Genomic DNA, 18,615 nt, shown 5'->3' with positions numbered 1-18,615 from the left:
CAATGCGCTTTTCAATATTTTCCCTGTCGGGATTTATGTAATTTATATAGCTATAAAACAATAATTTAACTGATTGATAAATAATCTCTTAAAAGCCAATCTCAGATCAAATCATCCTAGTTATTTAAGAGATCATCTTTGTTGTAATAATATAAATAATCGTTCCGGCATAATTTCCAATAACATATCCAACTGTTCCAATAACTAAAATGGGGCCTACTAATGTTCTCCATCCCTTACTGATTGCCATTGCCGCAGCTGTTGTTGGTCCTCCGACGTTTGCATTACAAGCCAATAAGATCTCTTCTAAAGAGAATTTAAAGAGCTTCCCCAATACAAGACTTACGATTAAATTAATAAACATAATCAATACAACAAACAGTAGAAGTAATGGTGCATTTTGCAGAATTAACGGAATAGATGCCGGGATACCAATGACGACAAAGAATAGATAAATCATATACGTACCTAACTCTTGGCTTCCATTAAGCTTTTGAAAGGGTTTTTGAAAACAAAAAATTACTAAAAAAGTCAGTGTTGTTAAAATTAAGTAAGGATCTGTAATAAAACTAATGAGAATCTCTAATACAATATTATCTGCCATCCCACGAAGCGGTTTTAACCAACCTGCTAACGTAAATGATACTGCAACAATCAATACAGATGCCGCCATATTGATGGCAATATCTTTTAAAGAAATATTGCGAGGTTGCCAATATGCTGCTGCCGGATTTTCATCACTATTATCTGTTTCTTTTTCAACTGCATCAATAAATGGCGTTTTAAAGCGCTTACGAAACCATGACATACTCGCAACCGTTAATAACACGATAAAATAGAGTGCCATAATAAGATTATCGGCAACAATGGTAGAAGCCACCATATCTTTAGATGGTTCTAATTTTGCTGTCATTGCCGCAAAGTTTACTCCGCCACCAATATAAGACGCGCCGATCATTCCACTGATTTTATTAAGTTCTGGAATCCAATCTTTGAAGATAAAGAAAGCCGTGAATACCCCGATCATTGTTCCGATCGAACTCATCAAGAAAATAATCAGCAATCGGCGACTTTCTGTAAAAATACTTTTAACATTCACTTGAAATAGAAGTAGTGGAATTGCGATCGGCACAACATAAGTCCATACAGCATCATATACCGCTGCATCTGTTGGAATAATATTAAAACTGGAAAAACTAATGGCAATAATTAAGGCAATCACGGCACCAGGAACTTTTGCCGACCATTTATAACGCTGCTCCACAATAATCGATACCGAAGCTGCGACAAATAAGAATGCTAATAAAATGAGTGACTGATCTGCGGAAATAAGGGTTTTCATAATCTCTCTCCTTTGTTATTTATAATATTTTATATATCTATATGCATCTATATATATTTGATACTTCATTATTAATTTGTTGACGGTGGTATTAGAATGTTTCAAGGATATATCCAAGGTTTCACTGATTGATAATGTATCTATTCTTCTATTCTTCTATTCTTCTATTCTTCTATTCTTCTATTCTTCTATTCTTCTATTCTTCTATTCTTCTATTCTTCTATTCTTCTATTCTTCTATTCTTCTATTCTTAAAATACTTCCCTAAATAGGTACTTTGGCAATACTATAAAATGCTACTTGATCATAATAATATCCCCAAAGTTGATTACCATAATCAAAATGCCACCACTCTGAAGGCAAATTACTAAATCCTACCGATTCCATGCCGTGGATTAATATCCGGCGATTTCGCTGTATCTCTCTTTCTTCTTTTTCTAAAATACGATCTTCAAAAAAGCTACTCCATGCGCTTGGAAGCATGGCATCAAAATCTGTTCCCATATTTAAGGGAATACCTGTTTCCACAGAAAATAGCGTCAAATCGATCGATCCTCCTGTTAAATGCGGACTTGGCTTCAGTGGATCTAGACTAGATAGCGCCACAAATTGATTTAAAACATCCAGAATTACTGCTTCAGTAAAGTCTGGGTAATCTTGTTCTAACTGCTTTTTAAAATCTGCTCGTAAAGCTTCTTGTACCGCAATCGGGCGCCAAGCATCTAATACTAAAATGCCGAGAGATTCCGGCAATTTCTTCAATAATTCTTCCAACTTCTCTAATACGCGACTTCGAGTATAAACTTCTTTTAAAGCACCTTGAATATGATCATGATAGTACGCACTATATACCTTTAACCTTGCCGATGATGTTATTTGTACTAATGGATCATGATAAAAATGTGAAGTCGTATCAATCAAAATTTCTCGACTCTTTTCAAACACCAAATCCCGGCTCATTACCGGCATTAATTGCCATTTCTGAAACTCCATGATTCCCCCTTAAATCAGTCTGTTTACATACCTTTATTGAAATATCTTTATTTGAACCTATTAAAGTATACGTTTATAAAATAAATGCCATCAAATAAAAAAGCTCTTAGTGGTATATCACTAAGAGCTTATCTTTAACGATCTTGTCATACGATTCCTATCCTTTTCATACCAAAAAAAGAAGGATAAAAATCGTATATTAATCACATATTACGCACGCGCATATGGTTCTAAACCTAATACCATACGACCGTTTTTAGTCGCAATATTAATTGCTGATTCTAAATCCGTATAACGACAACCTGTAATGAGTAACTTCAATTCTTCCCACAGATCTCCATCACTAAATGGCAACATGTAGTCTGCAATATTATCCGTACCAATCGCTACTGGAATTCCTGCTTTTGCTAACTCATCTGCCGGCGTAATTGCATTACGTGTAGGACCTTGCTCTTCACGTCGTGGGCTATCAATCCATGCAAATGGACAAGCGATTACCATCATTTGAGCTTTTAACATTTTGTTATAAAGCATTTGACGATATTCTTCATCATGCGCCGTAATTGAAATACTATGAACCGCCGCAACACGACCTTCCATACCATGCTCAATCACTTTATCCGCAACGAGTTCAGTTTCTTTCTCATCTTTAGAGTTAAATTGGTCAACGTGAACATGCACCATTTTACCTTGTGCTTTTGCAGTTTGAAGGAGTACATCCATATGCACACCATCCATTCCCGGACCATGATCACGAAGGTCACGAAGTGGAAGACCACCGATGATATCGACTTTTTCTGCACCTTTATCAAACCAATAACGAGCTTCTTTATCAATCACACCTTTCAAAGTCTGATTCACAAGCTTAATAGTGATATCGCCTTCGTAATTACGGCGTGCACGAAGTGCTGCATTTAACGCTCTCTCTTCAGCAATTGGGTCAACGTCAATAAAGCTTCCTACTGCCGTTACGCCTTGCTCGATCATACGCTCAATACCCATTGAGAAATGACGATAGTAATCTTCTTCCGTCATGTTTGCTTTAATGCGGTCAAGCGTATCCCATTTTTCAATCAATGTTTGCGTTTGGTAAACTTCAAATCCTTCATAATCGATTGTAAACGCGCGATCTCCATGCATATGTGCATTTACCCAACCACCATTTTTTTGAATGTTATTTAATAAATAAGCCTTTAAACTTCTGGTATCTGTATAGATGCGATGTTCTTTAGCGATTAATGTACTCATAGCTGTTCCTTTTTTGAAATTTATTAAATAACTTTTACATCTTGTAAGTGTTGCTAGGCTTTTTACTACATCGATTTTCCACAAAAAAAACCTCCATTATTTAAATGGAGGTTCTTTCATGAATTTTGTGAATAGCAATAGAATCAAAAGAAGTCATAAAACGTCGTAGCATCTCTACGTTTTTTTTCATGATTGATGTGCAACCTTCATGGCTCATCTGTGACTTTCCTTTATCAGATCCTAAACAAACGAGTATATTCTATGGCGTAAAAAAAAAGTTGCAAGTTTTATTTTTGTTTTTTAACGATCATCATTGCTCAGCGTCTTGTATTAGGCTGATTTCCCCAATGAAGCTTTTCTCTTAAAATCGAAAAATAACGATAATCCTCTGAATGTACTAATGTTAATAGATCTTCTGAGGGCTCAATTGTTAAGTGCTCATCACTCGCTAATGTAAATAACTCTTGCCCATCACATGTTACATTTACAGGGGACACTTCTCGATCACTCGTGACGACTCTTATCTTACTATCTGCCGGTACCACCAAAGGTCGATGACTCAAAGTATGAGGGCAAATAGGGGAAATGACGATTGCCGGCAATGTAGGATACATAATAGGCCCACCTGTTGAGAGAGAATAAGCTGTAGATCCTGTAGGCGTTGCAAGTATTAATCCATCTGCTCGATACGTCGATAGATAATGATCATTGACATAAACATCTATCTCTATTAATCGCGACAACTCTGTTTTATGAATCACAACATCATTCATAGCATATGAACGAAACTCATTGTTGATCATCGCTTTTAGCAAAAATCGCTCTTCATAGATTCTTTTACCATCTAATATTTCAACTAACCTTGACTGCAAAGCTTTCTGATCGATATCTGTTAAGAATCCTAAACGTCCTAAATTAACGCCTAACACTGGAATCTTTAAGTGATGTACCTTTCTCGCAATTCCTAAAAAAGTACCATCGCCACCAAACGCAATAATGAGGTCGCAGTTTGAAATCTCTTTCACAATATTTTCTGGATATGAGAGTTCTAGTCGATGTTCAAAATTGTCTACCTCAAAATAACTCACGCCACGCTCATCCATAATGCTTTTGGTGCATAAAATGGCATTTTGAACGTCTTTAGATTCTTTATTACTGAGAATTAGTGCGATTTTTTGAAATTTTTTCATATTCTATGGTATTGTGTTTTGCTTAAAGTAGTTCCATAGCATAGCACGTTATTTGCTTCCTTAAAGCTTCTAATTTGCTGTTTTATGAGACTAATTACTATATAGGTCATTAGCTAGTTTCGGCTCTGAAATTTCTTCCGCACATCACTATAAAAACAATGGTCTTCTATTTTTACTCAAAATAAATAGGAGCTTCATTCATTAAGTAATGTGAGTTAATACAGTGGATAAAGCGATAGAGATGAACATGATTTTACTGCGATTGGTTTTAGCGTAATTCATTTGAAATAATAGTGTGCGCTAAGTACTGATCCAAAAGGCTAGTAGGCTAACGATCAACTCTTTTAAAGAGTTGAACTTTGACAACATACGCTAGATAAATTTTGGAGGTATAATGCGTAAAGCGCTTTTTTTTCTACTTAGCATCATCATGATGCCAAGCCTCGCCTTAGCTGGAAACGAACTTTCGTTTACAGGTCAAGACCTCTCGCCTTTATGGTCCATTCCTTTTATAGGAATCATTCTTTCGATTGCGGTTCTCCCTCTTTTTGCACCCAAACTGTGGGATCATCATTATGGGAAAATTACCGCTGCATGGACTCTATTATTCTTCATTCCTCTATTTTTCACTTATGATCTAAGCATTACAGCAAATATCTTTGCCCATGCTTTCCTAGAAGAATATATCCCCTTTATTTTGCTCTTATTAGTGCTTTTTGCAGCTTCTGGTGGAATTCATATTTCAGGAAACTTAGTAGCTAGCCCTAAATTCAACGTATCAATCTTAGCAATTGGTACCATTTTAGCGTCTGTAATGGGAACAACGGGAGCGGCCATGCTACTCATTCGCCCAATTCTTTCAGCGAATAAAAACCGTAAACATCGTATGCATATCCCGATTTTCTTTATCTTCTTGGTAGCGAATATCGGGGGAGGTTTAACACCGCTTGGCGATCCACCATTATTCCTTGGTTTCTTAAATGGCGTTGATTTCTTCTGGACTTTGCAACACATGTTCTTACCAGTATTAATCTTCTCGGTTATTCTCCTCACTATTTTCTTCTTCATTGATAATCATTTCTTTAATAAAGAAAACATTCCTAAATCAGATGAAAAAACAACCGTAGTAGTAGTTGGAAAACAGAACTTCCTCATTATTCTTGGTGTTCTCTTTGGAATTATCTTATCAGGCGTTTGGATCCCGGGAATCAACTGGACAGTATTTGGGGTTGAAGTACATCTAGAAAATATCCTTCGTGATCTCTTCTTTGTATTCTTAACCATTGTTTCCTTGAAAATTACCTCTAAGAAAATTCGTGAAGATAATAACTTCAACTGGCACCCTATTATTGAAGTTGCAAAACTCTTCTCAGGAATCTTCTTAACAATTGTTCCTGTCATTGCAATTTTAGAAGCTGGAAGAAGTGGTGCATTTGGTGCGATTGTGGATATTACACATACGGATGCCGGTGAGCCTATTAATGTTATCTACTTCTGGGTAACAACGGTTCTTTCCGCATTCTTAGACAATGCTCCGACTTATCTTGTATTCTTCAAGATGGCAGGTGCTTCAGTTCCTGAAGGATTTAGTTCTGCTGCTGATTACCTCATGAATGGTATTCCTGCAACACTTCTTGCGATCTCAATGGGAACGGTATTTACAGGACCATTAACCTATATCGGAAATGCGCCAAACTTTATGGTGAAATCTATGGCTGAACAAGAAGGCATCAAAATGCCATCATTCTTTGGCTATTTCTTTATCGCCACAATCATATTAACGCCTGTTTATATCCTCCTAAACTTCCTCTTCTTGTAAGTTTTTGTAAGAAGATTGTTAGGACAAAGAAAGCGCTAGATTTTCTAGCGCTTTCTTGTAATATTTATAGGCTGATTGCTCGGTAATAGCGATCTTTATAATCGGACTTATACATCATAAGGCAGGATAAATTAAATGACTCTGTTAGTACAAAAGTATGGCGGGAGTTCTGTAGCAAACATTGATCGTATTCAGAATGTTGCTCGTCGTATTCAAAAACATCACGAAAAAGGTAGTAAAATGGTAATCGTTCTCTCTGCTATGTCAGGAGAAACCGATCGCCTTATTAAATTAGCCCACGGTTTAACAACTCGCCCTAATCCAAGAGAAATGGATGCGTTAGTTTCAACCGGCGAGCAAGTGAGTATTTCATTGTTATGTATCGCGCTTGAAGCAATGGGCATCAAAGCGAAATCTTACAATGGTGATCAAGCTCGCATCCTAACAGATCAGGTTCATACCAAAGCACGTATTAAGAATATTGATACTTCAGCGATGGAAGAAGATTTAAAAAATGGTTACGTTGTCGTAGTTGCGGGTTTCCAAGGCGTGACCGAAGATGGTTCCGTCACCACTTTAGGTCGTGGCGGCTCTGATACCACAGCAGTTGCACTTGCGGCTTGTTTAAAAGCAACAGAATGCCAAATCTATACTGATGTGGATGGCGTGTATACTACCGATCCTCGCATAGAGCCCAAAGCTCGCAAACTCGACAAAATCGCTTTTGAAGAGATGCTTGAGCTTTCAAGCTTAGGTTCTAAAGTATTACAAATTCGTTCAGTCGAACTTGCCGCAAAGAATAAAGTACCACTTCGTGTTCTCTCTTCTCTCACAGAAGAAGGTGAAGGTACATTAATTACTACAGAAAAGGATATTGACATGGAAGCAGCCATTATCTCCGGCGTTGCAACAAGTAAAAATGAAGCTAAAATTACCGTTTTAGGGGTTCCTGATCAACCGGGGATTGCCTTTAATATTCTTGAGCAAATCAGTGATGCCAATATCGAAGTCGATATGATCGTTCAAAATATTTCTCAAGATGGCACAACAGATTTCACTTTTACCATTAACGAAACTGATTTTGACAAAGCGCTTGAAATTACGGAAAAATCTGCGAAAGAGATGGGTGCTCGTAAAGTACTGGGCGATAAAGATATTGTGAAAGTATCTCTTGTTGGCTTAGGAATGCGCTCTCATGCAGGGGTTGCAAGTTTGATGTTTAAAGCGCTCGCAAATGAAAAAATCAATATCAAAATGATCTCTACTTCTGAAATTAAAGTATCGGTTGTCATTGATAGCAAGTATCATGAATTGGCAGTAAGAACGCTTCATGATGCTTTTAAATTAGATGAATAATCTTCTTTAAAACATTAAAGTCATTAGAAACATACTGTATGATATTGAATTAATGTCACAAAAATATGAAATAGTGACTTTCACGCTAAAATTTTGATCTCAAGGATTTCGCCGTTAAGCATAAAAATTTAACGGCGCTATTGTATGAAAAAGATAAAACTGCCCTACCTAATATTACTCATGCTTTTATTTCTATTAAGCCCCTCTTTTGCCGAGAGAACAATGGAAATTAAAATCGAGGGGATTTCTGACAAAAAAGCCTTAGAGAATGCCCAAAATGCAGCAGAAATCTATTCATTACAAGGGAAAACTGCACCTACAGACTTGAGAATCCAATGGTTATATGAAGAAGGCACTAAACAAATCGCAGCGGCACTACAACCTTATGGTTACTATAGAGCAACAATTAAAGGGGATTTAATCTATCAAAAAGATACCATTGTTGCGACGTATCATGTAAATCCTGGCGCACAGATTCCTATAAAAACATTAGAACTAGGCGTCACTGATTTAGAAAAATTAAAAGAAAAAGATACAGAAACATCTCTTACTGAATATCAGGATTTTTCTAAGATTCTGAGTAGTAGTAAATTAAAAGTAGGCGCACCGCTTAATCACCCTGATTATGAGTCCACGAAAGATCAACTCTCTCAACAAGCATCGACTCTCGGCTATTTTGATGCCTATTATCCTTATCATGAAATTATCGTCAATTTAGACTCATACACATCAGATATTAATCTCCAAATGACTTTAGGAGATCGCTATCTTTTTGGTAGCACGACGTTTCATCAAAAATATTTTGCTGATGAATTCTTAGATCGCTTCCTTCATAACATGCGAGAATCTAGCGAATATAGTGACCAAAAATTAGTGGCACTACAATCTACGTTTAATGAAGCTAACTATTTTGAAGATGTTGTCATTGTTCCAAAAACAAATGCCGAAACGAAAGAAGTTCCGCTAGATATCTATCTGCGCCCTAGAAAGCAACGAACCCTCTCTTTAGGAGCAGGATATTCATCTGACATTGGTCCTAAAATCATGGGCGGAGTCACTTGGCACTATCTCAATCCTTATGGCCACAAACTCCAAACAAACCTGCTCTATGGTCAGAAAAAACGAGATGGATTGATTAACTATCAAATTCCGGGAACCGATCCCACTCAAGATATGTACAATATTTTCGTTAAATATGAATATGAAAATACTTCTACAAAAGATTACACCACCTATTTAGCGGGTATTTCCAAAGATCGAGAACGTGAGCAATATAAATATGGCTATTCTCTACATTATCAATACGATAAATTCAGAGATATTAACGGTTCTAAACAACATTCTAAATTACTCATCCCAACCTTTTATGGTGAATGGAAAACAGCGCCCGTGATTCCTTTTGATCAATTTGGCGTAAAAATCACCGGAAAAGTTCGTGGCGCCGTTGATAAAGTGGCATCAGACCTCTCATTTCTACAAGCAAGTATCGGAATTCATGCCTATATCCCACTCGGCGTCGATAATCGATTTATTGTTCGCGGTTCAATCGGTAATACCAGCATTCAAGATAAAGATCTGAATAAACTGCCTCCAAGCTTACGTTTTTACACTGGGGGAGATAATACCGTTCGTGGTTATAAATACGATGGTATTGGTGAAAAAGGCTATAACGGCGAGATTTACGGTGGTAAAAAACTGGTTGTCGCAAGTGTTGAATATGAACACAAAATAGCACCGAGCTTTGCTATTGCCGGTTTTGTGGATGCCGGTGATGCTTACAACCATAAAGCAAATTTAAAATATGGTGCCGGCGCTGGTATTCGTTGGTATTCGCCCATTGGTTCAGTACGATTAGACCTTGCCCATGGCTTTGATAAAGAGCTCGGCGATACCGTACGCCTTCACTTAAATATTGGATTAGATCTGTAATGAATCATGATTTCTCAAAAGTGCCTGCATGGTATTTTGATATTTTCAATCAGTATAAAAACACCTTACAATCTAAAAATGCCCTCTATTTAGCCTTAAGTGCCGGCGTTGATTCCAATACGTTACTGCATTGGTTAGCAACTTTTAAAGATCAATTACCACCGATCTATACCATTCATGTGAATCATAATTGGCATGGAGATTATTCTCATCTTTGGGCAAATTTTGCTCGACAACGTGCGGAATTTTACGGCTTTCAACATTATCATTATGAAGTCTATTTTGAAGATCATGATCCCAAAGGCTTAGAAGCTGCCGGCAGAAATGCACGTTACCTTAAATTTGGCGAAACCATGCAAGATAACTCCCTTCTCTGTGTTGGGCATCATCGTTCAGACCAAGCAGAAACCTTAATGCAAAGGCTTCTTAGAAGCTCCGGCATTCGAGGACTTGGCGCAATGAGAGATTTCAATCAAGTCCAATTTGGCGATTATAATATTGAGCTTTTCCGCCCTTTTCTTTCGATCTCTAAAAAGACGTTATATGAAACTGCCACAAAACTCGAGCTTCCTTGGCTAGAAGATTATACCAATCATGAAGCGGATGATATGGAGCGCAATATCATCCGCAATAATCTCTTCAATACGATGGAGAAAGAGTTTCCAAAATATGAAGCAGCATTTTATCAAGTGACGCAATTCATGCAGGAAGCAGATGATCTGTTACTTGAAATTGCCGAGCAAGATTTACAACTTATCGGCCAAGAAACGCCTTTCACACAAATGCCGGCAATCAATCTTCAAAAGGATAACGCTTCGAATACTGATAACACGCCAACCTTAGCACTTCACTTGCCAAGTTTACGAACGCTTTCCAAAAATAGACAAAAGAATCTCTTACAACAATGGATTCGCCCTAAAAACTTGCTGTTTAGCCAGAAGCAAATTCAAGAATTTTTCAGAACATTCATCGAACAAACGCCTTCCCATCAATCTTGCTTTATGCTCGAAGATTACGGCATTTTCTATTTCCAAGACTTTCTCTATCTCAGAATGCCGGCAAATCATTCACGAGAACAAATGGATCTCACAAATCTTGAGTTTATTCCGGCAGAGAATGCTCCAAGCCAACAATTTTGGGATCGTAAAATATTCAGCCTGCAAACAAGACAAGGCGGAGAGCGATTTCATCCCATGAATCGTGATAAAAGCCAAACGCTTAAAAAACTCCTTCAAGAGCAAAATCTACCGCAATGGGAGCGAGATAATTGTTGGTATTTGCAAGACACCAAAAGCGGTGAGATTCTTTGGGTGAATCACTTAGGGTTTGCTAAACAGCTCCAGCCTTACTTAGAAAATACAGGCGTTATGCCCGTTTTAATACCTAAAAAGTAAACTCAAGAAAAAGTTATCGTAAAATCGATATAAAAAATCTCGTTTGAAATGACTCAAGCGAGATTTTTTGTTTTTAGTTTTAACTTTTAAATTGTGCTATTAGATGAATCACTGAAGTCAATGTATTGATATATCAATGTATAAGTGATGTCTACTTCTGCAATGATTCCGGCAAAATCCAATAGTTGTTTTTGTTATTTTCTTCCATATATGCTTTAAATTCTGGGGAATTATACGCTTTCACAATCGCTTTCGCCCATTCGCTATCTTGATCTTTTTCTCGGATCACAACTTGCAGATAAAGATCATCCAACAATGTTTCTTGCGCTAATACTTTACTTGGATCTAATTTCCCAAGCCAAACCATACTTCCCGGAATTACGGCAAAATCGGCATCATCCAATACTCTTGGGATTAAGCTTGAATCAATCTCTTTGATTTGAAGATTATACGGATTTTCCGCAATATCATTTTTAGAAGCCTGCATTAAGTTAACGCCAGATTTCAGCTTGAGTAAACCTGATTTATCCAATAAACCATACGCTCTTGCGGCATTAGAAGCATCTTGAGGAATCAAAATTGTCATATTTTGCTGAACATCTTCTAAAGATTGATGACGATTCGAGAAAATTCCCGCTGGAACTGTGGGGATTTTTTGAATCGCAATTAAATCACTACTGCGCTGATCATTAAAGACTTTCATAAATCCGGCATGCTGTGAAACAACCACATCTACAGCATTTTCTGTCATTGCGATATTCGCTTCTAACAGCGCCGCAAAATTGATCTCTTTAACAGTAAAACCTTCTTTTTCTAAAATAGGCGTAATCGCAACCGCAAAAAGCTCATCATAAGGGCCGGGAGAAACGCCACGAACAATGACTTTCTCATCTCTGTCTCCGGAACATGCCGCTAAAAAAGTAAAGCTTGCGACCGCAAAAATCGTTAAAAACCATCGTTTCATTGTTTCACCCTCTAAATATTTTCTGAATATTTTCTTAAATTTCTCTCAACCCTTATTATTCATACTTATAATATATGTTTAATAAAAAGTAAAATAATTGTTTATAAATGGTTGTTGATATTTATTCAGAATAATAGACCCCTATTTAACAAATAGATTGAAATCATAAGAGAAAACCGCTCAAATTCCTGCGGAATTAAATCATCTCTATTGACAAGTACGCTATGATGATCAAACGTGATATAAAAATATTTACAAACACTTAAAAAACACCTAAAAATGACAATCGTTATTCACCCTATTCATCTGAATCTCCATTTAGAGTACAGATATCGATATCTGATTCCGATTTTCACGCGTTACTTTCACTCATTACCGATGATCAATTTGAGGATTTTCTATGAAACGAATACTACTCATGGCGCTCTCTCTCTGCGCACTCTCTTTTAGTCATGCTGAACCCTTAAAGGTTGTGACAAGTTTTTCAATCTTAGAAGATCTCACTCACAATATTGGGCAAGATAAAATTAGCGTTGAATCCATCATTAAACGTGGACAAGATGCTCATAGCTTTGAGCCAACGCCGAAGGATATTCTCAAAATCCAAAATGCCGATGTGGTTGTGATTAATGGCTTAAATTTTGATTATTGGATGACGAAAATTCTAGAAAATAACAAGTATGAAGGAATTATCATTGATACAAGTCGCAATGTGCCTCTGATCTCTATCACTGATCACGATCACGGCGATTCTGATCCGCATATTTGGCAAAATCCTCAAAATGTCATGATCATGACGAAAAACATCGAAGAAGGTTTATCCCTTGCTCTGCCGGAAGATTCACCCTATTTTCAAAATAATTATGAAAGCTATCACGAAAAACTCACGCAAATAGATCAATACGCAAAAGAGAAATTAGGTCATAACGACAACGAATCTCTCATGGTATTACATAACAGTTTTGGCTATTTAGCAGAGCGTTATCATCTTCACTTTGTGGCAATTGCAGATGTGAATCCCCTTGCCGAGCCTTCTGCAAAAAAGATGGCGGAACTCTACAATCTTGTAAAAACGGAAAACATTCACGCCATTTTTAGTGAAAATATTGCGCCGAGCCGTTTTATCTCCACATTAGTCAAAGATTTAAAACTCCAAGATGGTGGCATTTTATATTCAGATGCATTAACGATTGAACCGCCGGCAGAGAGCTATCTACAACTCTTTAAAACAAATGTGGATACCATTGCCAAAACCCTCAAAAACACGACTAAGGATTAGGCCTTTTAAAATCGAAATGCATGCTAAAACATGCTATTATTGATGCCATTTAATTCACTCTTATACCAAATAAAGGCAATTAGGATTATGTCTGAAAATATTGTTCGTACCAACTTTATTCGCCAAATTATCGATAAAGATTTAGAGAACGGAAAATACCAGAGCTCCTCTGATATTCATACTCGCTTTCCACCAGAACCTAACGGCTATCTGCATATTGGTCATGCGAAATCTATCTGCCTGAACTTTGGAATTGCAAAGGATTATGGCGGTCGTTGTAATCTTCGTTTTGATGATACAAACCCAACGAAAGAAGAGATCGAATATGTAGAAGCGATCAAAAATGACGTTGAATGGCTTGGCTTCAAATGGGATGATCTTTTCTACGCATCAGATTACTTTGAGCAATTTTATGAAGCAGCCGTAGATTTCATCAAAAAAGGCATTGCTTATGTCGATGATAGTAGTGCTGAAGAGATTCGTGAAATGCGTGGTACATTAACAACTCCCGGCGTTAACTCTCCTTATCGTGAACGTTCTATTGAAGAAAACCTCGATCTTTTCACTCGCATGAGAAATGGCGAATTTAAAGATGGTGAAAAAGTCCTTCGTGCAAAAATCGATATGGCTTCTCCAAACATGAACCTTCGTGATCCGGCACTTTACCGTATTCGTCACGAAACTCACCATCAAACAGGTGACAAATGGTGCATCTATCCAATGTATGACTTTGCACATGCATTAAGTGATGCCATTGAAGGAATCTCGCATTCTATCTGTACGTTAGAATTTGAAGATCATCGCCCACTTTATGATTGGTGTGTTGAACAAGCAAATATGCCACATAAACCACATCAATATGAGTTTTCAAGACTGAATATTGAGCATAACGTGATGTCAAAACGCCTCCTAACGCAATTGGTAACATCAGGTTTAGTAGATGGCTGGAATGATCCACGTATGCCAACCATTTCAGGTTTACGTCGCCGTGGTTGTCCTCCGGAAGCCCTTCGTCTTTTCTGTGAAAGAATCGGCGTGACAAAATCTGAAAACATGATTGAGTTACAACAGCTCAGCCAAGCGATGCGCGATATCTTAAATGAGAAAGCAGATCGTAGAATGGCGGTGTTAGATCCCCTTAAAGTGACTTTAACGAACTTTCCTGAAGATGAAGTTTTAGAGATTGCGAACCATCCACAAGATGAATCTCGTGGCACCCGTTCTGTGAATTTCAGCAATACACTCTATATTGATCGTGCGGACTTCAAAGAGGAAGCGAACAAGAAATATAAACGTCTTGTGTTAGATGGTTACGTGCGTCTTCGTGGTGCTTACATCATCAAAGCAACGGATTTTGTAAAAGATGAAAATGGCGAAATCAGCGAAGTGATTGCTGAAATCGTGCCAGGTTCACTCGGTAAAAATGTAGAAGGCGTAAAAGCTCGTGGCGTTATCCAATGGGTTTCTGCAAAAGATGCGATTGATATCACGATTCATAACTACGATGTACTCTTCTCAGAGAAAAATCCACAATCTCTTCCAGGTGAATTAATTGATCACGTGAATAGAGATTCACTGCATGTGATTCAAGGAAAAGGCGAACCAGCATTAGCAGATTCTCCGATTGAAGAAGCGTATCAATTTGAAAGAATTGGTTACTATGCAAGAGATTCAAAATCAGACAAACTCGTATTCAACCGTGTTGTTGAGCTAAAAGATAGCTTCGGAGAGTAAGTTTGAGTGAGATTATAAAATATGGCCCCTCACTTTTAGAGGGGTTTTTCATTACCATTGCATTAGGCGTTTTCTCCTTCTTTATTGCCGTGGCTCTAGGACTCGGCTCAGCGCTACTCTCCTTTAGCCCTGTGCGACTGCTTCGTTATATATCAAAACTCTACACCACGATTATTCGTGGTGTTCCTGATATTGTGCTGATATTTTTGATTTTTTACGGCTTACAGACGATTCTCAACTCTTTAACGGAACTGATCGGATTAAATCCCATATTCCTCAATCCTTTTGTATCGGGAGTGATTACCATTGGTTTAATCTTTGGCGCTTTTATCTCTGAAACATTTAGAGGTGCGCTGATAGCAGTTCCAAAAGGACAGTTTGAGTCTTGTACAGCGTTAGGGATGTCAAAAGCGCATTATTATCGCCGAGTTATTTTCCCGCAAGCAATGCGCTTTGCGCTTCCTGGCCTTAGTAATAACTGGCTTGTGATGCTCAAAACAACGGCGCTTGTCTCCTTAATTGGCTTACACGACTTAGTGTTTATTGCCAATAATGCCGGGAAAGCAACACGCTTATCATTCGATTTCTATCTTGTGACGGCACTTGGATTCTTGCTCTTAACGAGCGTTTCTATTTTGCTGATTAAGTATTTAGAACGTCATTATAATACCGGCTTTAAAAACGAGGTGTCATTATGATGGATCTGTATTACTCAATCGTAGATCTCTTTCCGAGTGATTATCTCCCTGATGATTTTCTTCCGGCAATTTGGCTCACAATCAAGCTAACGGTCATCGCATCATTAGCAGGTTTACTCTTAGCCATTCCGCTTTCAGTATTTGCGTTATCTAAGAAAAAATGGATTAGTTTTCCGATCGAAATGTTCAGCTATTTCTTTCGAGGAACGCCACTTTTAGTACAAATTTACCTTATCTATTTTGGCCTTGGGCAATTTGAAGCAGTACGAAATAGCGGTTGGCTGTGGGATCATATCCTCACAGATGCGTATAAATGTGCACTCATTGCATTTACACTCAATACTTGTGCATACACCATCGAAATCTTTAAAGGCGCTTTAAAGCATACGCCAAAAGGGGAAATCGAAGCAGGAATTGCCTTTGGTATGAGTAAATTCACGCTCTTTAGACGCATTATTTTCCCATCAGGATTTAGACGTGCATTACCGGCATATAGTAATGAAGTGATCTTCATGCTTCACGGCACTGCGCAAGCATCTGTTCTCACGTTAATGGATCTCTTAGGTTGGGCGAAAAAAGTGTATAGCATTACCTATTCACCGTTCATCCCGTTCCTTATCGCAGCGCTCGTCTATCTCATTCTGACATTCGCGCTCGTTGCGCTCTTTAGATATTGTGAAAAACGTTGGTTATCGTATCTTCAACCAACTCTTTAACAAAATTTAAAGGCGTCATTTTAAAGGTATTCTTGGCGTAAACAGTCGCCAATAACGTATTAAATCTGAAAGCATCAAAAAGTCATTAAAAAAGCATTGATATCATTTCTTTGGAAAATTCCTTGAAAAAAATATCAATGCTTTTTTATTATTGCTCTTTTCAAATCGCCCTTTCATCCTATTTCACAATCGGATAATTACGAAGGCTTTTTCAATACCATGAGTTCTTCAGCCGTTAAAGGTTCATTATTTTGAAGCTTTGCGAGTACTTTCTTCAAAGGGGATTCCCCTCTTGCAAGTTGCATCATAAAATCTTGCAATTCCCCTTCTTGTAACTCATCATCAATCAATAGCTCTTGCATTGCCAAACCTCGAAGCCATCTTCCCCAAGATTCCTCTTCAAAATGACGAATCAGTTGCGCTGCAGTTTCTAGAGTTTGATAATCTTTAATTGCCGAGATAATCTCATAGAGCACGTTTTGCTGACGATCATCGCTCTCTAATAAGAAATGCAATCCTTGTAGATTTTTTCCCAATGATGGATTATTCAGCAGTAAAATCACAATGCGTTCTACTAATGATTGTCCGCTACTAAAATTCGTTTTTGCAGGCTGATTCTGCTCATTGCCGACTTTCACGTAACGATTTAAAAGGCTCTCTGCTAAATTTGCTCTTCGCCCTAACTCTGCTCTTAAAAAATCTCGAAGCGGAATATCTCGCATGCTATTAATCTTTTCACCGGCAATCTCTAAAAACTGCGATTTGCCTTCAAAAGAGTTCATATTGACATCGCTTTCCGAAGCTTCAAATAGAAATTTCGACAAAGGTTCGGCATCTTTTACAAGCGCTTCAAATGCTTCTTTCCCTTCTGCTTTCACAAAACTATCAGGGTCTTCCCCATCAGGCAGAAAGAGAAAAGAGACCTCTTTGCCGGCACTTAATACGGAGAATGATTCATCCATTGCTTTATGCGCTGCGGCTTTTCCGGCTCTATCGCCATCAAAACAGAACACAATGCGAGAAGTATAGCGAAGTAATAACTCAATTTGCCGGCGACCAATTGCCGTACCTAACGTTGCAACGCTATTTTCAATGCCGTAATGCGATAACATCACAACATCCATATAGCCTTCTACTACAATAATTTCATTATAATCTCGGCAATATTTTCGAAGCTCATATAATCCGTAAACTTCTTCGCCTTTCTTAAAGATAGGCGTTTCCGGCGAGTTCAGATATTTCGGTTCGCCTTGATCTAAAATCCGCCCACCAAAGCCGATAGTTTCGCCTTTTCGGTTACGAATCGGGAACATAATTCGATCTCGAAAACGATCATAACGGCGACTGTTTTCTGATTCACTCAGTAACCCAGCTTCGAGCAATTCATTTTCCGGAATTTGATGCTTTGTAAGTTCTGTAAGCAATAAATTCCAACTTTCCGGCGCAAACCCAATGCCAAATTTTTGCGCATCATCGCCGGTAATTCCTCGCTTTTGCAGATAGGCAATTGCTCGTTCTCTGTCTTCCGCAACTCGAAGTTGTTTACGATAAAATGCTTCCGCCATATTCATGACTTCTAGCAGATTTTTCTGTCTTTTAATGGTTTCGGCAGATTTTTGATTTCGGCGCTCATAAGGGATTTCTAAACCTTCCATTTGCGCCAGCGCTTCTACCGCTTCCACAAATTCAAGACGCTCATAATTCATTAAGAAATCAATAACACTTCCGCTCGCATTACAGCCAAAACAGTAATAGAACTGTTTTGGCTCGCTAACGGTAAAAGAAGGGCTTTTCTCATCATGAAAAGGACAGCAAGCTTTATAGTTACTGCCGGCTCTTTTCAAAGGTACTCGCTGGTTAATGACGCTTACAATATCCGCTCGCGCAATTAACGTATCGATAAATTCTCGTGGAATAAATCCCTTTCCCCTACTCATTTAATTATGCTTTCCTT

General features: G+C 37.9%; 14 protein-coding genes. 8 read left to right on the top strand and 6 right to left on the bottom strand.

Annotated elements, in window-relative coordinates; translation table 11 throughout:
* Positions 1 to 124 precede the first annotated feature (124 nt).
* The 4 genes from ACYSN2_RS01020 to ACYSN2_RS01005 all read right to left on the bottom strand — a co-directional run bounded on the left by ACYSN2_RS01020 (position 125) and on the right by ACYSN2_RS01005 (position 4,772).
* Complete coding sequence (locus ACYSN2_RS01020; protein WP_461748390.1) at positions 125 to 1,342, bottom strand: DUF819 family protein; 1,218 nt, start codon at positions 1,340 to 1,342, stop codon at positions 125 to 127.
* 263 nt (positions 1,343 to 1,605) lie between these two features.
* Positions 1,606 to 2,334: a M15 family metallopeptidase gene (locus ACYSN2_RS01015; protein ID WP_461748389.1), complete on the bottom strand. Its 729-nt coding sequence runs from the start codon at positions 2,332 to 2,334 to the stop codon at positions 1,606 to 1,608.
* A 210-nt stretch (positions 2,335 to 2,544) separates the two neighbouring features.
* Entirely contained in the window at positions 2,545 to 3,582 is a 1,038-nt protein-coding gene (locus tag ACYSN2_RS01010) for an amidohydrolase family protein (protein ID WP_461748388.1), read from the bottom strand.
* Positions 3,583 to 3,899: 317 nt separating this feature from the next.
* The gene (locus ACYSN2_RS01005) at positions 3,900 to 4,772 is read right to left on the bottom strand and encodes an NAD(+)/NADH kinase (RefSeq protein WP_461748387.1); all 873 of its coding nucleotides are present in this window, start codon (positions 4,770 to 4,772) and stop codon (positions 3,900 to 3,902) included.
* 394 nt (positions 4,773 to 5,166) lie between these two features.
* On the opposite strand from ACYSN2_RS01005, the gene ACYSN2_RS01000 reads away from it, so the two are divergent.
* The 4 genes from ACYSN2_RS01000 (at position 5,167) to tilS (ending at position 11,270) form a co-directional block, all read left to right on the top strand.
* Entirely contained in the window at positions 5,167 to 6,591 is a 1,425-nt protein-coding gene (locus ACYSN2_RS01000) for a sodium:proton antiporter (protein ID WP_461748386.1), read from the top strand.
* A 135-nt stretch (positions 6,592 to 6,726) separates the two neighbouring features.
* Positions 6,727 to 7,947 (top strand): aspartate kinase, encoded by a 1,221-nt coding sequence (locus tag ACYSN2_RS00995; protein ID WP_461748385.1) that lies wholly within the window; start codon positions 6,727 to 6,729, stop codon positions 7,945 to 7,947.
* Positions 7,948 to 8,091: 144 nt separating this feature from the next.
* A complete protein-coding gene (locus ACYSN2_RS00990) occupies positions 8,092 to 9,876 on the top strand; it encodes an autotransporter assembly complex protein TamA (protein ID WP_461748384.1) in 1,785 nt (594 codons plus the stop codon).
* A complete protein-coding gene (gene tilS, locus ACYSN2_RS00985; RefSeq protein WP_461748383.1) occupies positions 9,876 to 11,270 on the top strand; it encodes a tRNA lysidine(34) synthetase TilS in 1,395 nt (464 codons plus the stop codon). The genes ACYSN2_RS00990 and tilS overlap by 1 nt, the downstream gene beginning before the upstream one ends.
* A 151-nt stretch (positions 11,271 to 11,421) precedes the next feature.
* On the opposite strand, the gene ACYSN2_RS00980 is transcribed toward tilS, so the two are convergent.
* On the bottom strand, positions 11,422 to 12,234 hold the full coding sequence (locus ACYSN2_RS00980; RefSeq protein ID WP_461748382.1) for a MetQ/NlpA family ABC transporter substrate-binding protein: 813 nt from the start codon (positions 12,232 to 12,234) through the stop codon (positions 11,422 to 11,424).
* A 400-nt stretch (positions 12,235 to 12,634) separates the two neighbouring features.
* On the opposite strand from ACYSN2_RS00980, the gene ACYSN2_RS00975 reads away from it, so the two are divergent.
* The 4 genes from ACYSN2_RS00975 to ACYSN2_RS00960 all read left to right on the top strand — a co-directional run bounded on the left by ACYSN2_RS00975 (position 12,635) and on the right by ACYSN2_RS00960 (position 16,661).
* Complete coding sequence (locus tag ACYSN2_RS00975; RefSeq protein ID WP_461748381.1) at positions 12,635 to 13,513, top strand: metal ABC transporter substrate-binding protein; 879 nt, start codon at positions 12,635 to 12,637, stop codon at positions 13,511 to 13,513.
* 87 nt (positions 13,514 to 13,600) lie between these two features.
* On the top strand, positions 13,601 to 15,247 hold the full coding sequence (locus ACYSN2_RS00970) for a glutamine--tRNA ligase/YqeY domain fusion protein (protein WP_461748380.1): 1,647 nt from the start codon (positions 13,601 to 13,603) through the stop codon (positions 15,245 to 15,247).
* A gap of 2 nt (positions 15,248 to 15,249) precedes the next feature.
* Positions 15,250 to 15,945 carry an ABC transporter permease gene (locus ACYSN2_RS00965; protein WP_461748379.1) on the top strand — a complete coding sequence of 232 codons (696 nt, stop codon included), beginning with the start codon at positions 15,250 to 15,252 and terminating at the stop codon, positions 15,943 to 15,945.
* A complete protein-coding gene (locus ACYSN2_RS00960) occupies positions 15,945 to 16,661 on the top strand; it encodes an ABC transporter permease (protein ID WP_461748552.1) in 717 nt (238 codons plus the stop codon). Before ACYSN2_RS00965 ends, ACYSN2_RS00960 begins: the two co-directional genes overlap by 1 nt.
* Positions 16,662 to 16,858: 197 nt before the next feature.
* Here ACYSN2_RS00960 and dnaG read toward each other — a convergent pair whose 3' ends face one another.
* The gene (gene dnaG, locus ACYSN2_RS00955) at positions 16,859 to 18,598 is read right to left on the bottom strand and encodes a DNA primase (protein ID WP_461748378.1); all 1,740 of its coding nucleotides are present in this window, start codon (positions 18,596 to 18,598) and stop codon (positions 16,859 to 16,861) included.
* Positions 18,599 to 18,615: the final 17 nt, after the last annotated feature.

Source organism: Ignatzschineria sp. LJL83 (assembly GCF_054871845.1).
The sequence above is the reverse complement of the archived record's forward strand: the minus strand, read 5'-3'. Positions and strand labels throughout refer to the sequence as shown.